The sequence below is a fragment of the Mesorhizobium sp. M0011 genome (assembly GCF_040324155.1).
GTDB lineage: Bacteria > Pseudomonadota > Alphaproteobacteria > Rhizobiales > Rhizobiaceae > Mesorhizobium.
Genome location: NZ_JAMYVQ010000019.1, coordinates 1 through 18,721, shown reverse-complemented (window position 1 = coordinate 18,721; position 18,721 = coordinate 1). Strand labels below are relative to the sequence as shown.

Here is an 18,721-nt window from a genome sequence, read left to right as displayed (position 1 = left end):
GAAGGACAAGGCATCGTTTCGAATTCTAGGGAGGTGACGATGACAACAATGACGGCTTCGATCCTTTGGCCTCGGCTGGACGTGGAGGGCCATGATGCCTGCCTGCTTTCGCAGACCAATGTCGGGCACAGTCTCGAGGGACAGGCCATCTTCATCCAGGACGGCAAGCCGTGCTGCCTTGGCTATGAGGTGATCTGCGATCTCGGCTGGCGCACGCGTTCAGCGCGGGTCGACGGCTTTCTCGGCACCCGCAAGCTGCATTATGCGATCGAACGCGATTCGGACGGCCAGTGGACGCTGAATGGCGAAGTCCAGCAGGGCGTCGACGGCCTTATCGATGTCGATCTTGGCTTCACACCGGCATCGAACCTGCTGGCGATCCGCCGGTATGGCCTCGGCATCGGCGAGGCGACGCCTGCTCCGGCCGCCTACCTGACTTTCCCTGAACTGAGCCTGGTGCGCCTCGATCAGACCTATCGGCGTCTCGACACGGTTCGCTACGCCTATGCCGCGCCGGTGTTCGGCTATGACGAGACGCTCAACGTCTCGCCGCACGGCTTCGTTGTCGACTATCCCGGCCTGTGGAGAAGCGCGGCTGCTTCAGACTGAAGCGATTGTGATCAATCCGCTGCGCCCTGCGTCGTGCCGAGCACGTCGCGCAGTTTCGCTGCCAGTTGCTCGATGGTGAAGGGCTTGGCGAGGAAATGCACGTCGTGATCCAGCACGCCATTGTGGACCACGGCGTTCCTGGTGAAGCCGGTGGTGAAGATCACCTTCAGCTGCGGCATGCGGGCAACGGCCTCTTCCGCCAGCTTGCGGCCGTTCATGACGGGCATGACGATGTCGGTGAACAGAAGGCCGACGTTCGGGCGCTCCGCCAGTTTCTGCAACGCTTCCTCGCCGCTCGCGGCATGAATGACGGTGTATCCGAGTTCGCGTATGGCCTCGGTGGTGGAGACCCTCACGCGGGCATCATCCTCGACGACAAGGATCGTTTCGGTGACCGGTGCGGCGGGGTTGTCGCCTCGCCCGGTGGGCACGGCCGGCTCATCGGCGCCGAAATACCGCGGCAAGTAGATCTTGATCGTCGTGCCTTCGCCGGGTTCGGAATAGATATTGACGTGGCCGCCCGACTGTTTGACGAAGCCGAACACCTGGCTCAATCCCAGGCCGGTGCCCTTGTTGACCGGCTTGGTGGTGAAGAAGGGTTCAAAGGCCTTGGCGATGACATCGGGGGTCATGCCCGAACCGGTGTCGCTGACGGCGATCATCACATACTGGCCGGCCGCGACTTCGGCATGGGCGGCGGCGTAGCTCTCATCGAGATGGCTGTTGGCGGTCTCGATGGTCAGCTTGCCATCATCGCCCATGGCGTCGCGCGCGTTGACGGCCAGGTTGAGAACGGCGTTCTCGATCTGGCTCGGGTCGGCATGGGTTTTCCACAAGCCTCCCGCCAGCACCGTTTCGATGCGGATGGTTTCGCCGAGTGCCCGACGGATCAGGTCGGACATGCCGGTCAGCAGACGGTTGGCGTCGACGATCTGCGGCGCCAGCGGCTGCTGGCGCGAGAAGGCGAGCAGCCGGGCCGTCAGATTGGCGGCACGGGTCGCGGCATCGATCGCCGCATCGACGAATTGTGCGATGTCGTGCTCGCCGCGCGCCAGCTTGCGCTGGGCGAGGTTCATGGCGCTGATGATCACCGCCAGCATGTTGTTGAAGTCGTGGGCGATGCCGCCTGTAAGCTGGCCGACAGCCTCCATCTTGTGCATCTGGCGGATCTGGGATTCGGCCTTTTCGCGTGTCTCGATCTCCTTGCCGAGGGCGACGTTCTTGCGCACCAACTCATCCTGGGCAACGGCAACCTCACGGAAGCGGCGGCGCGATTCCCTGATCGCGTAGCCGGCAAGCAGGAAGATCGCCAGCAGCGCCGCCACCGAACCGATGCGTAACCAGGCCTCGACCTGGTCGGTATGCGCATCGCGCGCGGCGACGGCTGCGGCGCTGATGCGTCGGACCGTATCCATGCTGGTCCGGATTTCCTCCATGACGGCCTTGCCCTGGCCGCTGCGAACCAGATCCAGCGCATTCGTCGCATTGCCCTGGTCGTACAGGGCAATCGTCTCGGCCAGTTCAGCCTGCTTTTGCGAAAGCGCGTCCTTCATATGGCTGATCTCCTGGACGAGCTGGTCGTCAGGGGCAGTCAAGCTGTCGATGCGGGCAAGTTGCCCCGGAATGGCGCCGACAGCGCGCTGATAGGGATCGAGATAGGATTTCTCGCCGGTCAGCAGATAGCCGCGTTGGCCGCTCTCTGCATCTTGCGCCAGCGAAAGCAGTCCCGAAAGCAATTGCTGATATTCGATTGCCTCGCGCGCGGCGGCGCGGTTGGCCCGCTGTTCCTCGACCAGCATGGCACGGCTGCCGACAATCAGCGCCAGCACGGCAAAGCCGGCGACAAGCGGGAGCGATTGCCATCGCATGGCGCGTCGAAGACGAGCAATCATCATCTGTTATGCCGAACCAAAAGAATTCCCCGCAGGCAGCATTTCGTAGGCGGCGGCGGGGCGGAAGGCAATATGCCGGCTTCCGGAGCCGCAATCGGCCGCCAGCCTTGCGAAACCTTCATCATTTGGCTAAGGAGGCCGCGCATTCAGCGGCCGGCGTCAGCCGGCCTTCCGCTTTTCGGGATTCCGGCTTTTGGCCGGGATTCAGCTTCAGGCAAAGGCATTTCGCTCCCATGGCGCGCATCGTGATGAAATTCGGCGGAACCTCGGTCGCCGACATCGCCCGCATCCGCAACGTGGCGCGTCACGTCAAACGCGAGGTCGACGCCGGCCACGAGGTGGCGGTGGTCGTTTCGGCGATGGCTGGAAAAACCAATGAACTGGTCGGCTGGACGCGTGAGGCCTCGCCGATGCACGATGCACGCGAATATGACGCGGTCGTCGCTTCCGGCGAACAGGTCACGGCCGGCCTTCTGGCCATCACCTTGCAGAATATGGGCGTGCATGCACGTTCCTGGCAGGGCTGGCAGATCCCGATCAAGACCGACAATGCGCATGGCGCGGCGCGCATCCTCGACATCGACGGCGCGTTCCTGATCAAGCGCTTCGGCGAGGGCCAGGTGGCGGTGATCGCCGGTTTCCAAGGCATCGGCCCGGACAATCGCATCGCCACGCTCGGCCGCGGCGGCTCCGACACCAGTGCTGTCGCCATCGCCGCGGCGGTCAAGGCCGATCGCTGCGACATCTACACCGACGTCGACGGGGTCTACACCACCGATCCGCGCATCGAGCCCAAGGCGCGGCGGCTGGCCAAGATCTCGTTCGAGGAAATGCTCGAAATGGCTTCGCTCGGCGCCAAGGTTCTGCAGGTGCGTTCGGTCGAGCTTGCCATGGTGCACAGGGTGCGTACCTTCGTGCGGTCGTCCTTCGACGATCCCGACGCGCCCGGAATGGGGGATTTGCTCAATCCGCCCGGAACGCTCATTTGCGACGAGGAAGAGATCGTGGAACAGCAGGTCGTCACCGGAATTGCCTACGCCAAGGATGAAGCGCAGATTTCGCTGCGCCGGGTCGGCGACCGGCCGGGCGTTGCCGCCGGCATCTTCGGGCCGCTGGCCGAGGCCAACATCAATGTCGACATGATCGTCCAGAACATTTCCGAGGACGGCAAGTTCACCGACATGACCTTCACCGTGCCGTCGGGCGATGTCGACAAGGCGCTGGCCGTGCTTGAACGGCTGAAAGCCGAGATCGGCTACGATGTCGTGCAGTCGGAGGCCGGCATGTCGAAGGTTTCGGTCATCGGCATCGGCATGAGGAGCCATGCCGGCGTCGCCGCCACCGCTTTCAAGGCGCTGGCCGACAAATCGATCAACATCCGCGCCATCACGACCTCCGAGATCAAGATTTCGATCCTGATCGACGGTCCGTATACGGAACTTGCGGTTCGTACTTTGCATTCCGTCTACGGTCTGGATAAGCAGTAGCGAGAACGATTTGAGTTGTTGCGTGTGCGCCGGTCGCGGTGGAAACTGCGGCGGGCAGAATGCCCATTGGAGAACAAGCCGCGATGCGTGATCAGGCCAGTGGCCCGCGCGTTTTGCTCAAACGGCTCCGCGAGCTCATGCAGGAGCCGCTGGAGCCGCAGGAGCGGCTTGACCGGATTGTGCGCGACATCGCCTCCAACATGGTCGCGGAAGTCTGCTCGCTCTATGTGCTGCGCGCCGATTCGGTGCTCGAACTCTACGCCACCGAAGGTCTGAACCCGAACGCCGTCCACCTGGCGCAGTTGCGGCTGGGCCAAGGTCTGGTCGGCACGATCGCCGCCAGCGCGCGGCCGCTCAACCTGTCCAATGCGCAGGAACACCCTGCCTTCGCCTATCTGCCGGAGACCGGGGAAGAGATCTACAACTCGTTCCTCGGCGTGCCGGTGCTGCGGGCAGGGCGCACGCTGGGCGTGCTGGTGGTGCAAAACAAGACCATGCGCCACTACCGCGACGACGAGGTCGAGGCGCTGGAAACCACGGCGATGGTGATCGCCGAGATGATCGCCACCGGCGATCTGGCGCGGCTGACCCGGCCCGGCCTCGAACTCGATCTGCGCCGTCCTGTCAGCTTCACCGGCCTGTCCTTCAATGAAGGCGTCGGGCTCGGCCATGTCGTGCTGCACGAGCCGCGCATCGTCGTCACCAATCTGTTCAACGAAGACAGCGAGGAAGAGGTCCGCCGGCTCGAGACCTCACTCAGCTCGCTCAGGCTGTCCATCGACGACATGCTGGAACGCCGCGACGTCGCCTTCGAAGGCGAGCATCGCCAGGTGCTGGAAGCCTATCGCATGTTCGCCAACGATCGCGGCTGGGTGCGGCGGCTGGAAGAGGCCATCCGCAACGGCCTGACGGCCGAAGCGGCGGTGGAAAAGGTGCAGAGCGACATGCGCGCCCGCATGCTGCACATGACCGATCCCTATCTGCGCGAGCGGATGAGCGATTTCGACGACCTCGCCAACCGCCTGCTGCGCCAGCTGATGGGGCGCGGGCCGGAAGATGTCGCCGCATCGCTGCCGAAGGATGCCATCATCGTTGCCCGTTCGATGGGGGCCGCCGAGCTGCTCGATTATCCCCGCGACAAGATGCGCGGGCTGGTGCTCGAGGATGGTGCCGCGACCAGTCACGTCGTCATCGTCGCGCGTGCCATGGGCATCCCCGTCGCCGGCCAAATGAAGGGCGCCGTTTCCATGGCGGAAAACGGCGATGCCATCATCGTCGACGGCGAAGAGGGCGTGATCCATTTGCGGCCGCAGCCAGATCTCGAGGCCGCCTACGCCGAAAAGGTGCGTTTCAGGGCGCGCCGGCAAGAGGTCTACCGCGAGCTGCGCAAGAAGCCGTCGACGACCAGGGATGGTGTCCAGGTCGATTTGCTGATGAATGCCGGTCTTGCCGTCGACCTGCCGCAGCTTGCCGAAGCGGGTGCGGCCGGCATCGGCCTGTTCCGCACCGAACTTCAGTTCATGGTCGCCTCGACATTTCCCCGGGCCGAAGCCCAGGAAAAGCTCTACCGCGACGTGCTCGAGGCGGCGCGCGGCAAGCCGGTCACCTTCCGCACCATCGATATTGGCGGCGACAAGGTGCTGCCCTATTTCAAGGGCGCGATCCAGGAAGAGAACCCGGCGCTTGGCTGGCGGGCGATCCGCCTGACGCTTGACCGGCCAGGGTTGTTGCGCACCCAGATACGCGCTTTGCTCAAGGCCAGCGGCGGCCGCGAATTGAAGCTGATGCTGCCGATGGTGACCGAGTTGGGCGAGATCGCCCAGGCACGCGAGATCATCGACCGCGAGGTGCGGCACTTGTCACGCTTTGCCCATCATTTGCCGACCAGCCTGAAGTTGGGCGCCATGTTGGAAGTGCCGTCGCTCCTGTTCCAGCTCGATGAATTGATGAAGGCGGTCGATTTCGTCTCGGTCGGTTCGAACGACCTGTTCCAGTTCGTCATGGCCGTTGACCGCGGCAACACGCAACTGGCCAACCGCTTCGACACGCTGTCGGCGCCGTTCCTGCGCGTGCTCAAGCAGATCGCCGATGCCGGCGTCCGCAACCATACGCCGGTGACGCTGTGCGGCGAACTCGCAGGCAAGCCGATCTCGGCGATGGCGCTGATCGGTCTCGGCTTCCGTTCGATCTCGATGTCGCCGGCCTCGATCGGTCCGGTCAAGGCGATGCTGACGGAACTGCCGCTGGACGAGTTGAAGGCGTTTTTCGACGACAATCTGATGGCTCCGGCACAGGGCTTGCCGATGCGGGCGCTGCTGCAGGCCTTTGCCGACGACCGTTCGATCCCGTTGTAGCAGCTTCATCATGGTCAATTTGCCCCGCGATCGTATGGATCAAGTCGTCAAGCGTTTCGAGATGCTCGAAGCGCAGATGTCGGCCGGCCCGGCGCCGGATGCCTATGTGCGGATGGCGTCCGAATATGCCGAAATCCAGCACATGGTGGCCAAGGTCAGGGCGCTGCGCCTGGCCGAGCATGAGCAGGCCGACCTCGAAGCCATGCTTGCCGACAAGGGCACCGATGCCGAGATGCGGGCGCTCGCCGAGGCCGAGCTGCCGGAAGTCGAGGACCGTATCGAGGCGCTGCAGAAGGACATCCAGATCCTGCTGTTGCCCAGGGATGCCGCCGACGACAAGAACGCCATTCTCGAAATCCGCGCCGGCACCGGCGGTGACGAGGCCGCGCTGTTCGCCGGTGACCTGTTTCGCATGTATGAGCGCTACGCCGCCGAACGCGGCTGGCGTTTCGAGACCGCCTCGGCCAGCGATGGCGATGCCGGCGGCTACAAGGAAATCATCGCCACCGTGTCCGGCAAGGGCGTCTTTGCGCATCTGAAGTTCGAATCCGGCGTGCACCGGGTGCAGCGCGTGCCGGCGACCGAGGCGAGCGGGCGCATCCACACCTCGGCGGCAACCGTCGCGGTGCTGCCCGAAGCCGAAGAGGTCGACATCGACATCAGGGCCGAAGACATCCGCATCGACACGATGCGTGCATCGGGTTCGGGCGGCCAGCACGTCAACACCACCGATTCGGCCGTCCGCATCACCCATCTGCCGACCGGCATCATGGTCGTGCAGGCGGAGAAATCGCAGCATCAGAACCGCGCCAAGGCCATGCAGATCCTGCGGGCCCGGCTCTATGATCTGGAGCGCGGAAAGGCCGACGAGGAGCGTTCCGAATCGCGCAAGTCACAGGTCGGTTCCGGTGACCGCTCGGAACGCATCCGCACCTATAATTTCCCGCAAGGCCGCGTCACCGACCACCGCATCAATTTGACGCTCTACAAGCTCGACCGGGTAATGATGGGCGAACTCGACGAGATCATCAACGCGCTGATCGCCGATCACCAGTCGAAATTGCTCGCCGACATCGGCATCGATGACTGACCTGCCCGATGCACTCGGGCCGCTGCTGCGGGAAGCGCAGGCTCGGCTTGCCGCTGCCGCTATCGATGATCCGGCGCTCGATGCGCGGCTGATCGTCGAGCATTTTTCGGGCACGACGCGCACGCAAGCCATTGCGGACCCCGAACGCAGGCTCGGCGCCGGCGTTGTTGCCGAAATCGATGCCGCCTTGAGACGCCGCGCTAGCAGCGAACCGGTGCATCGCATCCTCGGCTATCGTGAATTCTACGGTTTGCGCCTGTCGCTGTCGCCGGAAACGCTGGAGCCGCGGCCGGATACCGAAACGCTGGTCGAGGCAATATTGCCCTTCGTCAAGGCAGTTGCGGCGCGGGAAGGCGAGTGCCGCATCCTCGATCTTGGCACCGGCACCGGCGCCATTGCGCTGGCGCTGCTCAGTGTCGTGCCGACGGCTAACGCCACGGGCGTCGATCTGTCCGCGGGTGCGCTGGCGACGGCGGCGCGCAATGCCGGGCAACTGGGTCTTGCAGGCCGGTTCACGACGCTGCAGTCGGACTGGTTCGAAAAAGTTTCCGGCCGGTACCATGTAATTGTCGCAAACCCTCCCTATATAACCACGGAAGACATTGGAAATCTGCAGGACGAAGTCCGCAATTTCGACCCGCGCCTGGCCCTGGATGGTGGCGCGGACGGTCTGAACCCCTACAGAACCATCGCTGCGGAAGCGGCAAGGTTTTTGGAAACTGAAGGCAGGATTGCGGTCGAGATCGGCCATACGCAACGCAACGAGGTCTGCGAGATATTCGCTGCAGCCGGCTATGGGCCGGGCGGTGCTTTTCGTGACCTCGGTGGAAACGACAGGGTTGTTGTCTTTGAAAGGATAAAGCCTTGACGCAGTGCAAAAAAGCGCTTGGCAATGCCGGGGAATGCGGCTAGGGTCGCCTTAACCGGATGAGACGAAGCAGGCAGTGCTCTTAGCGATTCGGTTTTCCTTGGAAATAGCTGCCTTCTTGCGCAAACGATGCCCAAGCTTCGTGCGGGAATCGTCCGGCAAGTGATGTAACCGGAACAGGATGGCACGTGGCGCCAACGCAATCGATGCGGGCGAACGCCGGTGAAGAGACGAAACGGCTGGCTGCATGAGCGCCTCCGTTCGTGAAGAGTTTTTCGAAAATTTCAAAATGAAGAGAGTTTGATGAGGCCACAACAGCAGAACAGGCGCATGCGCGGTCGCAACAATAGTGGCGGCGGCGGTAGTAACAATAACAACAACAATAACAACAACAACCGCAAGGGGCCTAATCCCCTGACGCGCAACTACGAGAGCAATGGCCCGGATGTGAAGATCCGCGGTTCGGCTCAGCAGATCGCCGAAAAATACGCCACCCTTGCCCGCGATTCTCACAGCTCCGGCGACCGGGTCATGGCGGAGAACTATCTCCAGCACGCCGAGCACTACAATCGCATCATCGCGGCCGCACAGGCGCAGATGCCGATCCAGAACGCGCAGCAGAATCGCGATGATTTCGACGATGACGGCGACGAGGATCGCGACGATTTCGACAATGGCGGCAACAACAACAGCAACACTGTTTCCGACGTCCAGGTCCCGGTGATCAACCATGGCGCCGGCCCGCAGCCGGTCATCGAAGGGACGCCTGCCGAGGTTGCGCTCAACCGGGAAGGTGGCCGCGAGGCCCGCGATAACAATGGCGGGCGTAACAATGGTGGCCGCGACAACAATGGCGGGCGCCATCGCGATCGTCGCCCCAATGGCGGTTATGGCCAGAACGGCCAGCGCGACTTTGGTTCACCCGTGGAACAAGGTGGTCAGCCCCAGGGCAACGAGACCCCGGTTCAGGGCGAAGCCGTTTCGCCGACCGAATCTGTAGCGCCGGCCGAACCGGCTCCGTCGTTCGAGAATCTTTCCCCGGCAGGTCTTGCCGCCCAGGCCGAACTCAACGAGGCGGCCGCCGAAAGCGGGGCTGCCCGTCGTCCGCGTCGTCCGCGCCGCCCGCGCGTCAACGCCGATCAGGTTGATGGCGGTGGCGAAAGTGCCGAGGCGGCCCCGGTCGAAAGCGGCAATGCCCAGCCGGTCAATGTCGATATCGACAACTGATCAAACGGCACCTCAAGACATGGAACGGCGGGGAGAAATCTCCGCCGTTTTCGTTTGGGCGGCCGTGCAATATTATGAAGTTGCCGATATCGAGACGTCTTGAGGGTTCGGAACTTGTGCACCATATCAGCCTCAACTGGACCCGGCTCGAATGGGCGGGTCCGTCACCGCAATCGGATCCGGTGCCGCAAAGCGGGCCGGTGATGGAAGGAGACAGATATGAACCTCGAGAAATACTCAGAGCGCGTGCGCGGCTTTATCCAGTCCGCGCAGACTATGGCGCTTTCCCGCAACCATCAGCAATTCACTCCTGAACATATCCTGAAAGTGCTCGTCGACGACGATGAGGGCCTGGCCGCGTCGCTGATCGAACGCGCCGGCGGCAACGTCCGCGACGTCAAGCTTGGCGTCGAGGCGGCGCTCGAAGCGATGCCCAAGGTCGAGGGCGGCAATGGCCAGCTCTATCTGGCGCAGCCGCTGGCAAAAGTGTTTTCGACCGCCGAGGAACTGGCCAAGAAAGCCGGCGACAGCTTTGTCACGGTGGAGCGGCTCTTGCAGGCGCTCGCCATGGAGAAATCGGCCAAGACCGCCGACATACTGGCCAAGGCCGGCGTCACCGCGCAGGCGCTCAATCAGGTCATCAACGATGTCCGCAAGGGCCGCACCGCCGATTCGGCGAGTGCCGAACAGGGCTACGACGCGCTGAAGAAATACGCGCGCGACCTGACCGCGGATGCCCGTGCCGGCAAGCTGGACCCCGTGATCGGCCGTGACGACGAGATCCGCCGCACCATCCAGGTGCTGTCGCGCCGCACCAAGAACAATCCCGTGCTGATCGGCGAACCCGGCGTCGGCAAGACGGCGATCGCCGAGGGCCTGGCGCTGCGCATCGTCAATGGCGACGTACCGGAATCGCTGAAGGACAAGCAGCTGATGGCGCTCGACATGGGCGCGCTGATTGCCGGCGCCAAATATCGCGGCGAGTTCGAGGAGCGGCTGAAGGCAGTGCTCTCCGAAGTCACCTCGGCCAACGGCAACATCATCCTGTTCATCGACGAGATGCACACGCTGGTCGGCGCCGGCAAGGCGGATGGCGCCATGGATGCGTCGAACCTGTTGAAGCCGGCTTTGGCGCGGGGCGAGTTGCACTGCGTCGGCGCCACCACGCTCGATGAGTATCGCAAGCATGTCGAGAAGGATGCAGCGCTTGCCCGCCGCTTCCAGCCGGTGTTCGTCGACGAGCCGACGGTGGAAGACACCGTCTCGATCCTGCGCGGCCTGAAAGAGAAGTACGAGCAGCACCACAAGGTGCGCATTTCGGATTCGGCGCTGGTGGCGGCGGCGACGCTGTCCAACCGCTACATCGCCGACCGCTTCCTGCCGGATAAGGCGATCGACCTGGTCGACGAAGCCGCATCGCGGCTGCGCATGCAGGTCGATTCCAAGCCCGAGGCGCTGGACGAGATCGATCGCCGCATCATGCAGCTCAAGATCGAACGCGAGGCGCTTAAGGTCGAGACGGACGACGCCTCGAAGGATCGGCTTGCCCGCCTGGAAAAGGAACTCGTCGGCCTTGAGGAAGAATCGACCGAGATCACCGCCAAATGGCAGGCCGAGAAGCAGAAGCTCGGGCTTGCCGCCGATCTGAAGAAGCAGCTCGACGAGGCGCGCAACGACCTTGCCATTGCCCAGCGCAAGGGTGAATTCCAGCGCGCCGGCGAGCTTGCCTATGGCAAGATCCCGGAGCTGGAAAAGAAGCTGAAGGAGGCCGAGGCCCAGGACGGCAAAGCCGGCATGGTCGAAGAGGTGGTCACCCCCGATCATGTCGCCCACATCGTCTCGCGCTGGACCGGCATTCCGGTCGACAAGATGCTGCAGGGCGAGCGCGACAAGCTGCTGCGCATGGAAGACGAGATCGGCAAGCGCGTCGTCGGCCAGGGCGAGGCGGTGCAAGCTGTCTCGAAGGCCGTGCGGCGTGCCCGCGCGGGCTTGCAGGATCCGAACCGGCCGATCGGCTCGTTCATGTTCCTCGGACCGACGGGCGTCGGCAAGACCGAATTGACCAAGGCGCTGGCGAGCTTCCTGTTCGACGACGAGAGCGCGATGGTGCGCATCGACATGTCGGAGTTCATGGAAAAGCACTCGGTCGCCCGGCTGATCGGCGCACCTCCCGGCTATGTCGGCTATGAGGAAGGCGGCGCGCTGACCGAAGCGGTGCGGCGCCGGCCTTATCAGGTCGTGCTGTTCGACGAGATCGAGAAGGCGCATCCGGACGTGTTCAATGTGCTTTTGCAGGTGCTCGATGACGGCCGCCTGACCGACGGGCAGGGCCGCACGGTCGATTTCCGCAACACGCTGATCATCATGACGTCGAACCTGGGCGCCGAATATCTTGTCAATCTCACCGAGGATCAGGACGTCGATCTGGTTCGCGACGAGGTGATGGGTGTCGTCAGGGCGTCGTTCCGGCCGGAGTTCCTCAACCGCGTCGACGAGGTGATTCTGTTCCACCGGCTGCGCCGGCAGGATATGGGCCGCATCGTCGAGATCCAGCTCAAGCGGCTGGAGAGCCTGCTTGTCGATCGCAAGATCACACTTTCGCTGGACCAAGAGGCGGTCGATTGGCTGGCGGCCAAGGGCTACGACCCTGCCTATGGCGCGCGACCGCTGAAGCGAGTGATGCAGAAGGAATTGCAGGACCCGCTGGCGGAGAAGATCCTGCTCGGCGACATCCTCGACGGCTCGACCGTCAAGGTGACAGCCGGTTCCGACCGGCTGAACTTCCGCTCGAAACCGACGATCGTCGCGGCGGAAGTGGCAGCCTGATCCAAAGCCGCGCGTCCATCCCGGACGCGCGGCTTTTTAGGTCTTTGTCATATGCATGTCGTTCTCCCAAAACCGGGGCCACTTTTGGGCGATATGCGCAAAAAAGCGGGCGCGGATGACACTGGACGATTACAACAGCTTCTGCGCCTCGCTGCCCGCGACGAGCCATGTCGTCCAGTGGGGCGGCGCCCATGTCTGGAAAATCGGGGCCAAGATCTTCGCGATCGGCGGCTGGGACCAGGGCCAGCAGCTCTTCGTCACCTTCAAATGCTCCGATATCGCCTATGACGTGCTCAAGGAGCAGCCGGGCCTGCGGCCCGCGCCCTATCTTGCCTCGCGCGGCATGACATGGATCCAGCGTCGGACAAGCCAGAGTATGGATGATGCCGCGCTGAAGGACTATTTGCGCGAGAGCCATCGCCTTGTAGCCCTGAAACTGACCAGGCAGGCGCGCAAGGAATTAGGACTTGCCGCAAGCTAGTCTATATTCCTCGAGGCGCCGGAAAACCGCCATCTTCATGCCCGGTTCATGTTGGAACCATATGGTGGGTAACTGGTTTGCTGGCGAGGGGCTTCGCCAGAGAACAATGTCGGGCGTCGGCAATTACGGACCGGAGAGTTTCGCCACTATGCTGCGTACGATCTTCACCCTTTCGGTACTTGCCGGCGGGCTTTTGTCTGCCAATGCAATCGCTGCCCCAACGCAGGACAGCGCACCACCGATTGTCCGTGCCGCCGATACCGGGGGCATCCTTATCGCCCAGGACGGCAATCTCGACATCTACTACGACGCTAGAGGCAACCGCGTCATCGTCGATGCCGATACCGGCAAGGTCATCGCCATCCAGCCGCCGCAGACCCGGCTCGACCGTCGTGCCCTGCGCCGGGAGACACGACTGCGCGAATTGGGCCGCGCCCCCGACGGCGACGACCGCTACTATCTCGACGATCCGGAAGACATGGCGCGGTTCCGCCGCCAGCAGTTGGAAGAGGAAGGCCGCGTTATCCCGCCGCCGGCGGACGAGTACGATCCCTATGGGGACAATTCCGTCGAAGCCTATCCTCCCCCACCGCAGGACGATGGCAGCTACGACGACAATTATCCCGACGCGCCGCAGCCGGCGAAGCCGGGCACCATCAAGCGCCAGCCGCTGAACGAGGCCTCGATAGACCCTGCCCAGCCGGCGATACCCGCCGATCAGGCGGCTCTGCCACCAAAGGCTGGCGACAAGACCACTGTTGCCCCGGCACTTTCGCTGGGAGCGCGCCAGGATGTCGCCGCCCTTCAGGTGCTGCTCGACCGGGGTGGCGCTTCGCCTGGCGTCATCGACGGGCGTTTCGGTTCGAATGTCGACAAGGCGCTCGCTGCCTACAACCAGATCACCGGCGCCAATCTGCGATCGACCGACGCGGTCGCCATCCAGGCGGCACTTGCGCAATCCGGCGGCGATGCCTTCGCCAACTACACGATCACAGCGGAGGATGCGGCCGGTCCCTATGTCGCGTCGATCCCGGAAGACTACAGCCAGAAGGCGCAACTCGACCGCATGGGTTATACGTCCGTGACCGAGGCGCTCGCGGAGCGCTTCCACATGGACGAGAATTATCTCAAAGCGCTCAACCCGGACGTCGATTTCAATCGTCCCGGCACAACCATCAAGGTCGCCAATTTCGGAAAACTGGTTTCGACGCCGGTGGCCCGCATCGTCGCGGACAAGGACAAGAAAGAGGTTTTCGCCTATGATGCCGGCGGCAGACTGGTCGCGGCCTATCCCGCAACCATCGGCTCATCGGACACGCCGTCACCGTCCGGCATACACACGGTGTCGCGCGTCGCGCTCGATCCGAACTACACCTACAACCCCAGCATCAATTTCAAGCAGGGCCAGAACGACAAGGTCCTGACCATTCCGCCGGGCCCGAACGGCCCGGTCGGCTCGGTCTGGATCGCCCTGGACAAGCCGACCTACGGCATCCATGGCACGCCGGATCCGTCGAAGATCGGCAAGACCGAAAGCCATGGCTGCGTGCGCCTGACCAACTGGGATGCGCGTGAACTGGCCAAGCTGGTGTCGCCGGGTGTGACGGTGGAGTTTGTCGGCGGACCTTCAGCCGATGATTTTGCGCAGCAGTGAACTGTGAAGTGCGGCGGCATAGACCAGATGCACGATCAGAATGAAACCGAGCTTTCAAGTGGTCGCCTCACCGAAATCCCCGCCGGCTGCGTGTAACGGCGCCAGCATGACTGTGCCATTTGCGCCCTGACAGAGTGCGACCTGGCCAAACGGCTGGTTTCAGCGACAGCAAGCCACTGGCTGGTTGTTGCCGGTGCGCTAGGGGTTTAAGCAAGATTTCATGCATTCACCGAGTAAAGCTGCCGCCGTCCCGCTGACCAGCCCGGTCAGGAATGGGACGTTCTGTCCGCAGTCGCAGCGGCGATTTGTGCTGATCGCGGCAATTCTGGCCTCGGCGCTTGGCTTCATAGACGGCTCGATCCTGGCCATCGCCACACCGGCGATCCGCGTCAACGTCGGCGCCAGCCTTGCCGAGGCGCAGTGGATTTCCAATGCCTATGCGTTGACGCTGTCGGCGCTGATCCTGGCCGGGGGTGCCGCCGGCGACCGATTCGGCCTACGCCGCGCCTTCGTGGCCGGCATTGCGCTGTTCATCGTCGCTTCGCTTGCCTGTGCGCTGGCGCCGAATGCCATTGTGCTGATCGCATTTCGTGCCGTCCAGGGCATTGGCGCAGCGATCATGGTGCCCGGCAGCCTCGCCATCATCGCCAAGGCCTACCCGAAGAAAGAACGCGGCCGCGCTATCGGCATCTGGGCGGCGGCTTCAGCGCTGACCACGGCACTTGGCCCGGTGCTCGGCGGCTTCGTGCTGTCGGCCTTCGGCGACGGCATCTGGCGGGCGATCTTCGCCATCAACCTGCCGCTCGGGCTTATTTCGATCTGGCTTCTGCTGGCCAAGGTTCCAGCCGATACGCCGACGGAGAAACGCAGCCTGGATCTCGGCGGTGCAGCGCTCGCGACATTGGCCTTCGGCGCGCTTGCCTATGGGCTGACCTCGATGAGCGCCAGCGGCGAGGGCCTCATGGCAGGGCCGAGCATTGCCGCAGGCGTCGTATTGCTGGCTGTCTTCATCTTCTTCGAGCTTCGGCAGCGTGAGCCGATGATCGACCTCAGCCTGTTTCGTGTCGCTGCTTTCGCCGGTGCCAATGTGGCGACGTTCTTCCTCTATTTCGCGCTTTCGGCCAACCTTTTCTATCTGCCGATGCTGCTGATCGCCGGCTGGGGACTGAGCACGGCCGAGGTCGGCTTCATCTTCCTGCCCTTGTCGGCAGCGATCGCGCTTTTGTCAGGACCTGTCGGCAAGCTGTCGGACCGGATCGGATCGCGTTTTCCGATCGCCTGCGGCAGCCTGGTCGTGGCTTTCGCGTTTGCCGGGCTGGCCTTGCTCACCTACGCCGGTATCCATAATTTCTGGATCGGAACATTCCCGCTGATGGGGCTGATGGGGCTCGGCATGGCTCTGGTCGTATCGCCTTTGTCGACCGCGATCATGACGGCGGTGGAAGACAAGGACACGGGGGCGGCCTCCGGCATCAACAATGCCGTCTCACGCATCGGCGGTTTGATCGCGGTGGCGGCGATGGGCTCGCTTGCCGCATGGGTTTACGCGAATGCGCTGGACGCGAGCGCAACGCCGGGCATCCCAGGATTTGGTGAACCGGCGCCAGCCGGGCTTGCGCCGGCCATCGATGCGGCGAGGCTCGCCGCCAGCGACGCCGCTTTTGCCGCGGTCTCTTCGGTGACCGCGCTGCTTTGCCTGCTTGCGGCTGTCATCGCCTGGACGACCATTCCCGGTGAGCGATTGCCATGGTCGCGACAGGCCGAAGATCAGCAAGGCTGAAGCGGGTCAACCGTCGATCTTGGCGCTCGCAACCTTCAGCGAATCGCTGTCTTCCTGCTTCAGCAGTTCGTCGATGCGCTCGCGCTCGCGCTTGAAGGCAACGAGGTCATCGCCCTTCAGCACCTTGCCGACCGGCAGGCGGACACGCATCGGATCAACCTTGGTGCCGTTGACGATCAGTTCGTAGTGAAGATGCGGGCCGGTGGCGAGGCCGGTCTGGCCGAGGAAGCCGATGGTCTGGCCCTGGCGGACGTGCACGCCCGGTTCGATGCCTTTGGCAAAAGCGCTCTGGTGATTGTATGATGTCTCATAGCCATTGGCATGGCGGATGATGATCTGCTTGCCGTAACCGCCGGCCCAGCCGACCTTCTCGACCGTGCCGTTGCCGGCGGCGATGATCGGCGTGCCGATGGGGGCTGCCCAGTCGACGCCGGTGTGCATGCGGACATAGCCGAGGATGGGATGCCTGCGGGCGCCGAAACCGGAGCGGAATTTCCCGGCGGGCAGGGGATTGCGCAACAGGAACTGCTCGGCGCTCGAGCCGTCCTCATCGAAATAGTCGGTGCCGCCGTCCTGCATCTGGAAGCGGTAGAAGTTGCGGGTCTGGCCGCCGAACGTCGCCGAGACGTAAAGAAGCTCGGAGTTGTCCGAGGTCTGGTCGTCGCCGTCGGGCTGCGAGAACAGGACTTCGATGCGGTCGGCGGGGCTGAGGCGGGACTGGAAATCGACGTCGGACGCCAGCAGCTTGATCAACCGCTGCGTCATCACCTTGGACATGCCGTAGGAATAGGCGGCGCGGTAGATGCCGTCATAGACGTTGGGCAGGTTGCCGCGCACCACCACGGGCGCCGACGAATCATCGAAGGCCGTCAGCAATTCGGGGTTCGGATCCGGTTCCTGCGCCGGCACATACTGGCCGCGATCGTTGAGCGCGATGGTGACGATGTGCTGGGTCCGGTCATAGACGCTGGTGCGCACGACCTTGGCGGCATCGCCGTGAACCTCAAGACCGACACGCAGCACGGTTCCAGCTTTGAGCGCCGTTGCGTTGAGCAACTTGGCGATAGCTTCGGCCATTCCGGTGGCATCTTCACCCGTGTAGCCCGAATTAGCAAAAGCCTCGGTGACGTCGAGATCCTTGGTGAAGGGGATGATTTCCTCGGCGAAAGCCGGCGCCTGGTCGTCAACAGTGGCGCGGGGCGCCACCGAGACATTTTCCGGCACGATCTTGACGTCGTAGGAGCCCGCCATGCTCTCGGCAAAAGCTTCGCCGAATCGCTGCGGGTCGACATAGTGAAGTGAAGCGACCTGCACGGCGCCGTCGCTGAGGTCGGTGCCGGCTTCGCGCACCACTTTTTCCACCTCGTCGGCGGAGAGGTCACTCTTTTCGTCGAAGGAAGCCGTTTCGATCGGAAAATCGATGGTCTTCAGGCTCATCTCGCTTTCGACCTTGGCGCCGTAGATCTGGCCGGAAGCGGCAGAGGCCGTCGCCGGCTGGGCATTGTCGTCGCTGTCGTCGCCGAACACCTGCATCGGGTCGAAGGGTGGGTAGGCGCGGCTGGTGGTGTGGCCGGCGGCAAGGGCCATCTTGATCTGGACGAAAGGCATGGTGTGGATGACGTCGCGGTCGCCGACCTTGGTGACCATCGACACTTCCATGCGGCGGCGGTCCTTGGCCTTTGCGATCTGACGCGGCGCCACCAGCCTAGTGGTCTTGGCGACTTCGCCAGAATCCCCGTTGCCGGCAAGGCTGATCAACTCGGCGATCTCGGGTGGGGTGGCTAGTTGCTGGCGGCCGTCAAGGGCGGCGAACAGCGCCACGCCCATCAGCACGCTCGAGGTGACGCCAGTGAGAAATGTTCCCGACAGCCAGCGTGCAGAAACCTCGCGCCGGTCGGGCGGGCCGCTGCGGCCATCCGCGACAAGCGGCGGCTCGTTGCCGAGTTCGGCTATGACATCTTCCGTGTCTGGCATCCAGAAAGGCTGCTTCTTCCCCGGGCGGAACGGCTTGTCGCTTTTGTTGTGGCCGTGACATTTGCCTGTCATGGCAGGTGAAGTCAACGAAGCGCCAGGCTCCGAACGAATTGCCCCCAAGCACTTCTCTTATAGAGCGCCCTACCAGGCGGGGCGGTGTACCTTCTCTGCAAGGCCATCGCACACTCCTATATAGGAGGGCTCATAAGAGAGGCGCTGCTCCGTCGGCGGCGCCCACTTTCGTTGGCTTTGGTGTCGAACGGCAATGCGGCGGCAATAGGGCTCCTTCCTGGCCGTCCAATCGGTATTGCCAGCGTTCCCCTGGGGCAGTCGGCTATCGACAGATCCGGTCCGAAATTTCTGTCGCAAAAACTTCAAAAACATTGTCGATGTGTGTTGACAGTTGTCGAGTGTGGCGACTATATACGCCTCACGAACGAGGGCGGCTCGCCGCTGGCGACGAAGAAGTTTGCTTCTAA

The 18,721-nt window shown here is 63.2% G+C and carries 13 protein-coding genes; 11 read left to right on the top strand and 2 right to left on the bottom strand.

Annotation, left to right across the window (positions count from 1 at the left end):
• The first annotated feature begins 39 nt into the window (after positions 1 to 39).
• Complete coding sequence (locus NKK51_RS20255; RefSeq protein WP_352554393.1) at positions 40 to 609, top strand: putative glycolipid-binding domain-containing protein; 570 nt, start codon at positions 40 to 42, stop codon at positions 607 to 609.
• Between the two features lie 11 nt (positions 610 to 620).
• On the opposite strand, the gene NKK51_RS20250 is transcribed toward NKK51_RS20255, so the two are convergent.
• Positions 621 to 2,477 (bottom strand): CHASE3 domain-containing protein, encoded by a 1,857-nt coding sequence (locus tag NKK51_RS20250; protein WP_352554392.1) that lies wholly within the window; start codon positions 2,475 to 2,477, stop codon positions 621 to 623.
• A gap of 257 nt (positions 2,478 to 2,734) precedes the next feature.
• On the opposite strand from NKK51_RS20250, the gene NKK51_RS20245 reads away from it, so the two are divergent.
• The 9 genes from NKK51_RS20245 (at position 2,735) to NKK51_RS20205 (ending at position 16,268) form a co-directional block, all read left to right on the top strand.
• Positions 2,735 to 3,988: an aspartate kinase gene (locus tag NKK51_RS20245; RefSeq protein WP_023811164.1), complete on the top strand. Its 1,254-nt coding sequence runs from the start codon at positions 2,735 to 2,737 to the stop codon at positions 3,986 to 3,988.
• Positions 3,989 to 4,071: 83 nt separating this feature from the next.
• Positions 4,072 to 6,342 carry a phosphoenolpyruvate--protein phosphotransferase gene (gene ptsP / locus NKK51_RS20240; RefSeq protein WP_013529460.1) on the top strand — a complete coding sequence of 757 codons (2,271 nt, stop codon included), beginning with the start codon at positions 4,072 to 4,074 and terminating at the stop codon, positions 6,340 to 6,342.
• Positions 6,343 to 6,352: 10 nt separating this feature from the next.
• Positions 6,353 to 7,432, top strand: a complete 1,080-nt coding sequence (gene prfA, locus NKK51_RS20235; protein WP_352554391.1) for a peptide chain release factor 1 — start codon at positions 6,353 to 6,355, stop codon at positions 7,430 to 7,432.
• The gene (gene prmC, locus NKK51_RS20230) at positions 7,425 to 8,300 is read left to right on the top strand and encodes a peptide chain release factor N(5)-glutamine methyltransferase (protein ID WP_352554390.1); all 876 of its coding nucleotides are present in this window, start codon (positions 7,425 to 7,427) and stop codon (positions 8,298 to 8,300) included. Before prfA ends, prmC begins: the two co-directional genes overlap by 8 nt.
• Before the next feature lie 303 nt (positions 8,301 to 8,603).
• Positions 8,604 to 9,527, top strand: a complete 924-nt coding sequence (locus tag NKK51_RS20225) for a DUF4167 domain-containing protein (protein WP_352554389.1) — start codon at positions 8,604 to 8,606, stop codon at positions 9,525 to 9,527.
• 219 nt (positions 9,528 to 9,746) lie between these two features.
• Positions 9,747 to 12,353 (top strand): ATP-dependent chaperone ClpB, encoded by a 2,607-nt coding sequence (clpB, locus tag NKK51_RS20220; RefSeq protein WP_352554388.1) that lies wholly within the window; start codon positions 9,747 to 9,749, stop codon positions 12,351 to 12,353.
• A 115-nt stretch (positions 12,354 to 12,468) separates the two neighbouring features.
• A complete protein-coding gene (locus tag NKK51_RS20215; protein WP_023811170.1) occupies positions 12,469 to 12,834 on the top strand; it encodes an MmcQ/YjbR family DNA-binding protein in 366 nt (121 codons plus the stop codon).
• Between the two features lie 148 nt (positions 12,835 to 12,982).
• Positions 12,983 to 14,488, top strand: a complete 1,506-nt coding sequence (locus NKK51_RS20210) for a L,D-transpeptidase family protein (RefSeq protein ID WP_352441696.1) — start codon at positions 12,983 to 12,985, stop codon at positions 14,486 to 14,488.
• Positions 14,489 to 14,708: 220 nt separating this feature from the next.
• Positions 14,709 to 16,268 carry an MFS transporter gene (locus tag NKK51_RS20205; protein WP_352554387.1) on the top strand — a complete coding sequence of 520 codons (1,560 nt, stop codon included), beginning with the start codon at positions 14,709 to 14,711 and terminating at the stop codon, positions 16,266 to 16,268.
• Between the two features lie 6 nt (positions 16,269 to 16,274).
• Here NKK51_RS20205 and NKK51_RS20200 read toward each other — a convergent pair whose 3' ends face one another.
• The gene (locus NKK51_RS20200) at positions 16,275 to 18,242 is read right to left on the bottom strand and encodes a M23 family metallopeptidase (protein ID WP_352554386.1); all 1,968 of its coding nucleotides are present in this window, start codon (positions 18,240 to 18,242) and stop codon (positions 16,275 to 16,277) included.
• Positions 18,243 to 18,494: 252 nt separating this feature from the next.
• Between NKK51_RS20200 and NKK51_RS20195 the strand changes: the two genes are divergently transcribed.
• A partial coding sequence (locus NKK51_RS20195; RefSeq protein ID WP_352554456.1) for a hypothetical protein occupies positions 18,495 to 18,721 on the top strand: 227 nt, incomplete at its 3' end.

Bases quoted from the DNA above. Each gene is read 5' to 3' on its own strand.
- NKK51_RS20255 (WP_352554393.1), top strand. From the start codon at position 40: ATGACAACAATGACGGCTTCGATCCTTTGGCCTCGGCTGGACGTGGAG.
- NKK51_RS20250 (WP_352554392.1), bottom strand. From the start codon at position 2,477: ATGCGATGGCAATCGCTCCCGCTTGTCGCCGGCTTTGCCGTGCTGGCG.
- NKK51_RS20245 (WP_023811164.1), top strand. From the start codon at position 2,735: ATGGCGCGCATCGTGATGAAATTCGGCGGAACCTCGGTCGCCGACATC.
- ptsP (WP_013529460.1), top strand. From the start codon at position 4,072: ATGCGTGATCAGGCCAGTGGCCCGCGCGTTTTGCTCAAACGGCTCCGC.
- prfA (WP_352554391.1), top strand. From the start codon at position 6,353: ATGGTCAATTTGCCCCGCGATCGTATGGATCAAGTCGTCAAGCGTTTC.
- prmC (WP_352554390.1), top strand. From the start codon at position 7,425: ATGACTGACCTGCCCGATGCACTCGGGCCGCTGCTGCGGGAAGCGCAG.
- NKK51_RS20225 (WP_352554389.1), top strand. From the start codon at position 8,604: ATGAGGCCACAACAGCAGAACAGGCGCATGCGCGGTCGCAACAATAGT.
- clpB (WP_352554388.1), top strand. From the start codon at position 9,747: ATGAACCTCGAGAAATACTCAGAGCGCGTGCGCGGCTTTATCCAGTCC.
- NKK51_RS20215 (WP_023811170.1), top strand. From the start codon at position 12,469: ATGACACTGGACGATTACAACAGCTTCTGCGCCTCGCTGCCCGCGACG.
- NKK51_RS20210 (WP_352441696.1), top strand. From the start codon at position 12,983: ATGCTGCGTACGATCTTCACCCTTTCGGTACTTGCCGGCGGGCTTTTG.
- NKK51_RS20205 (WP_352554387.1), top strand. From the start codon at position 14,709: ATGCATTCACCGAGTAAAGCTGCCGCCGTCCCGCTGACCAGCCCGGTC.
- NKK51_RS20200 (WP_352554386.1), bottom strand. From the start codon at position 18,242: ATGCCAGACACGGAAGATGTCATAGCCGAACTCGGCAACGAGCCGCCG.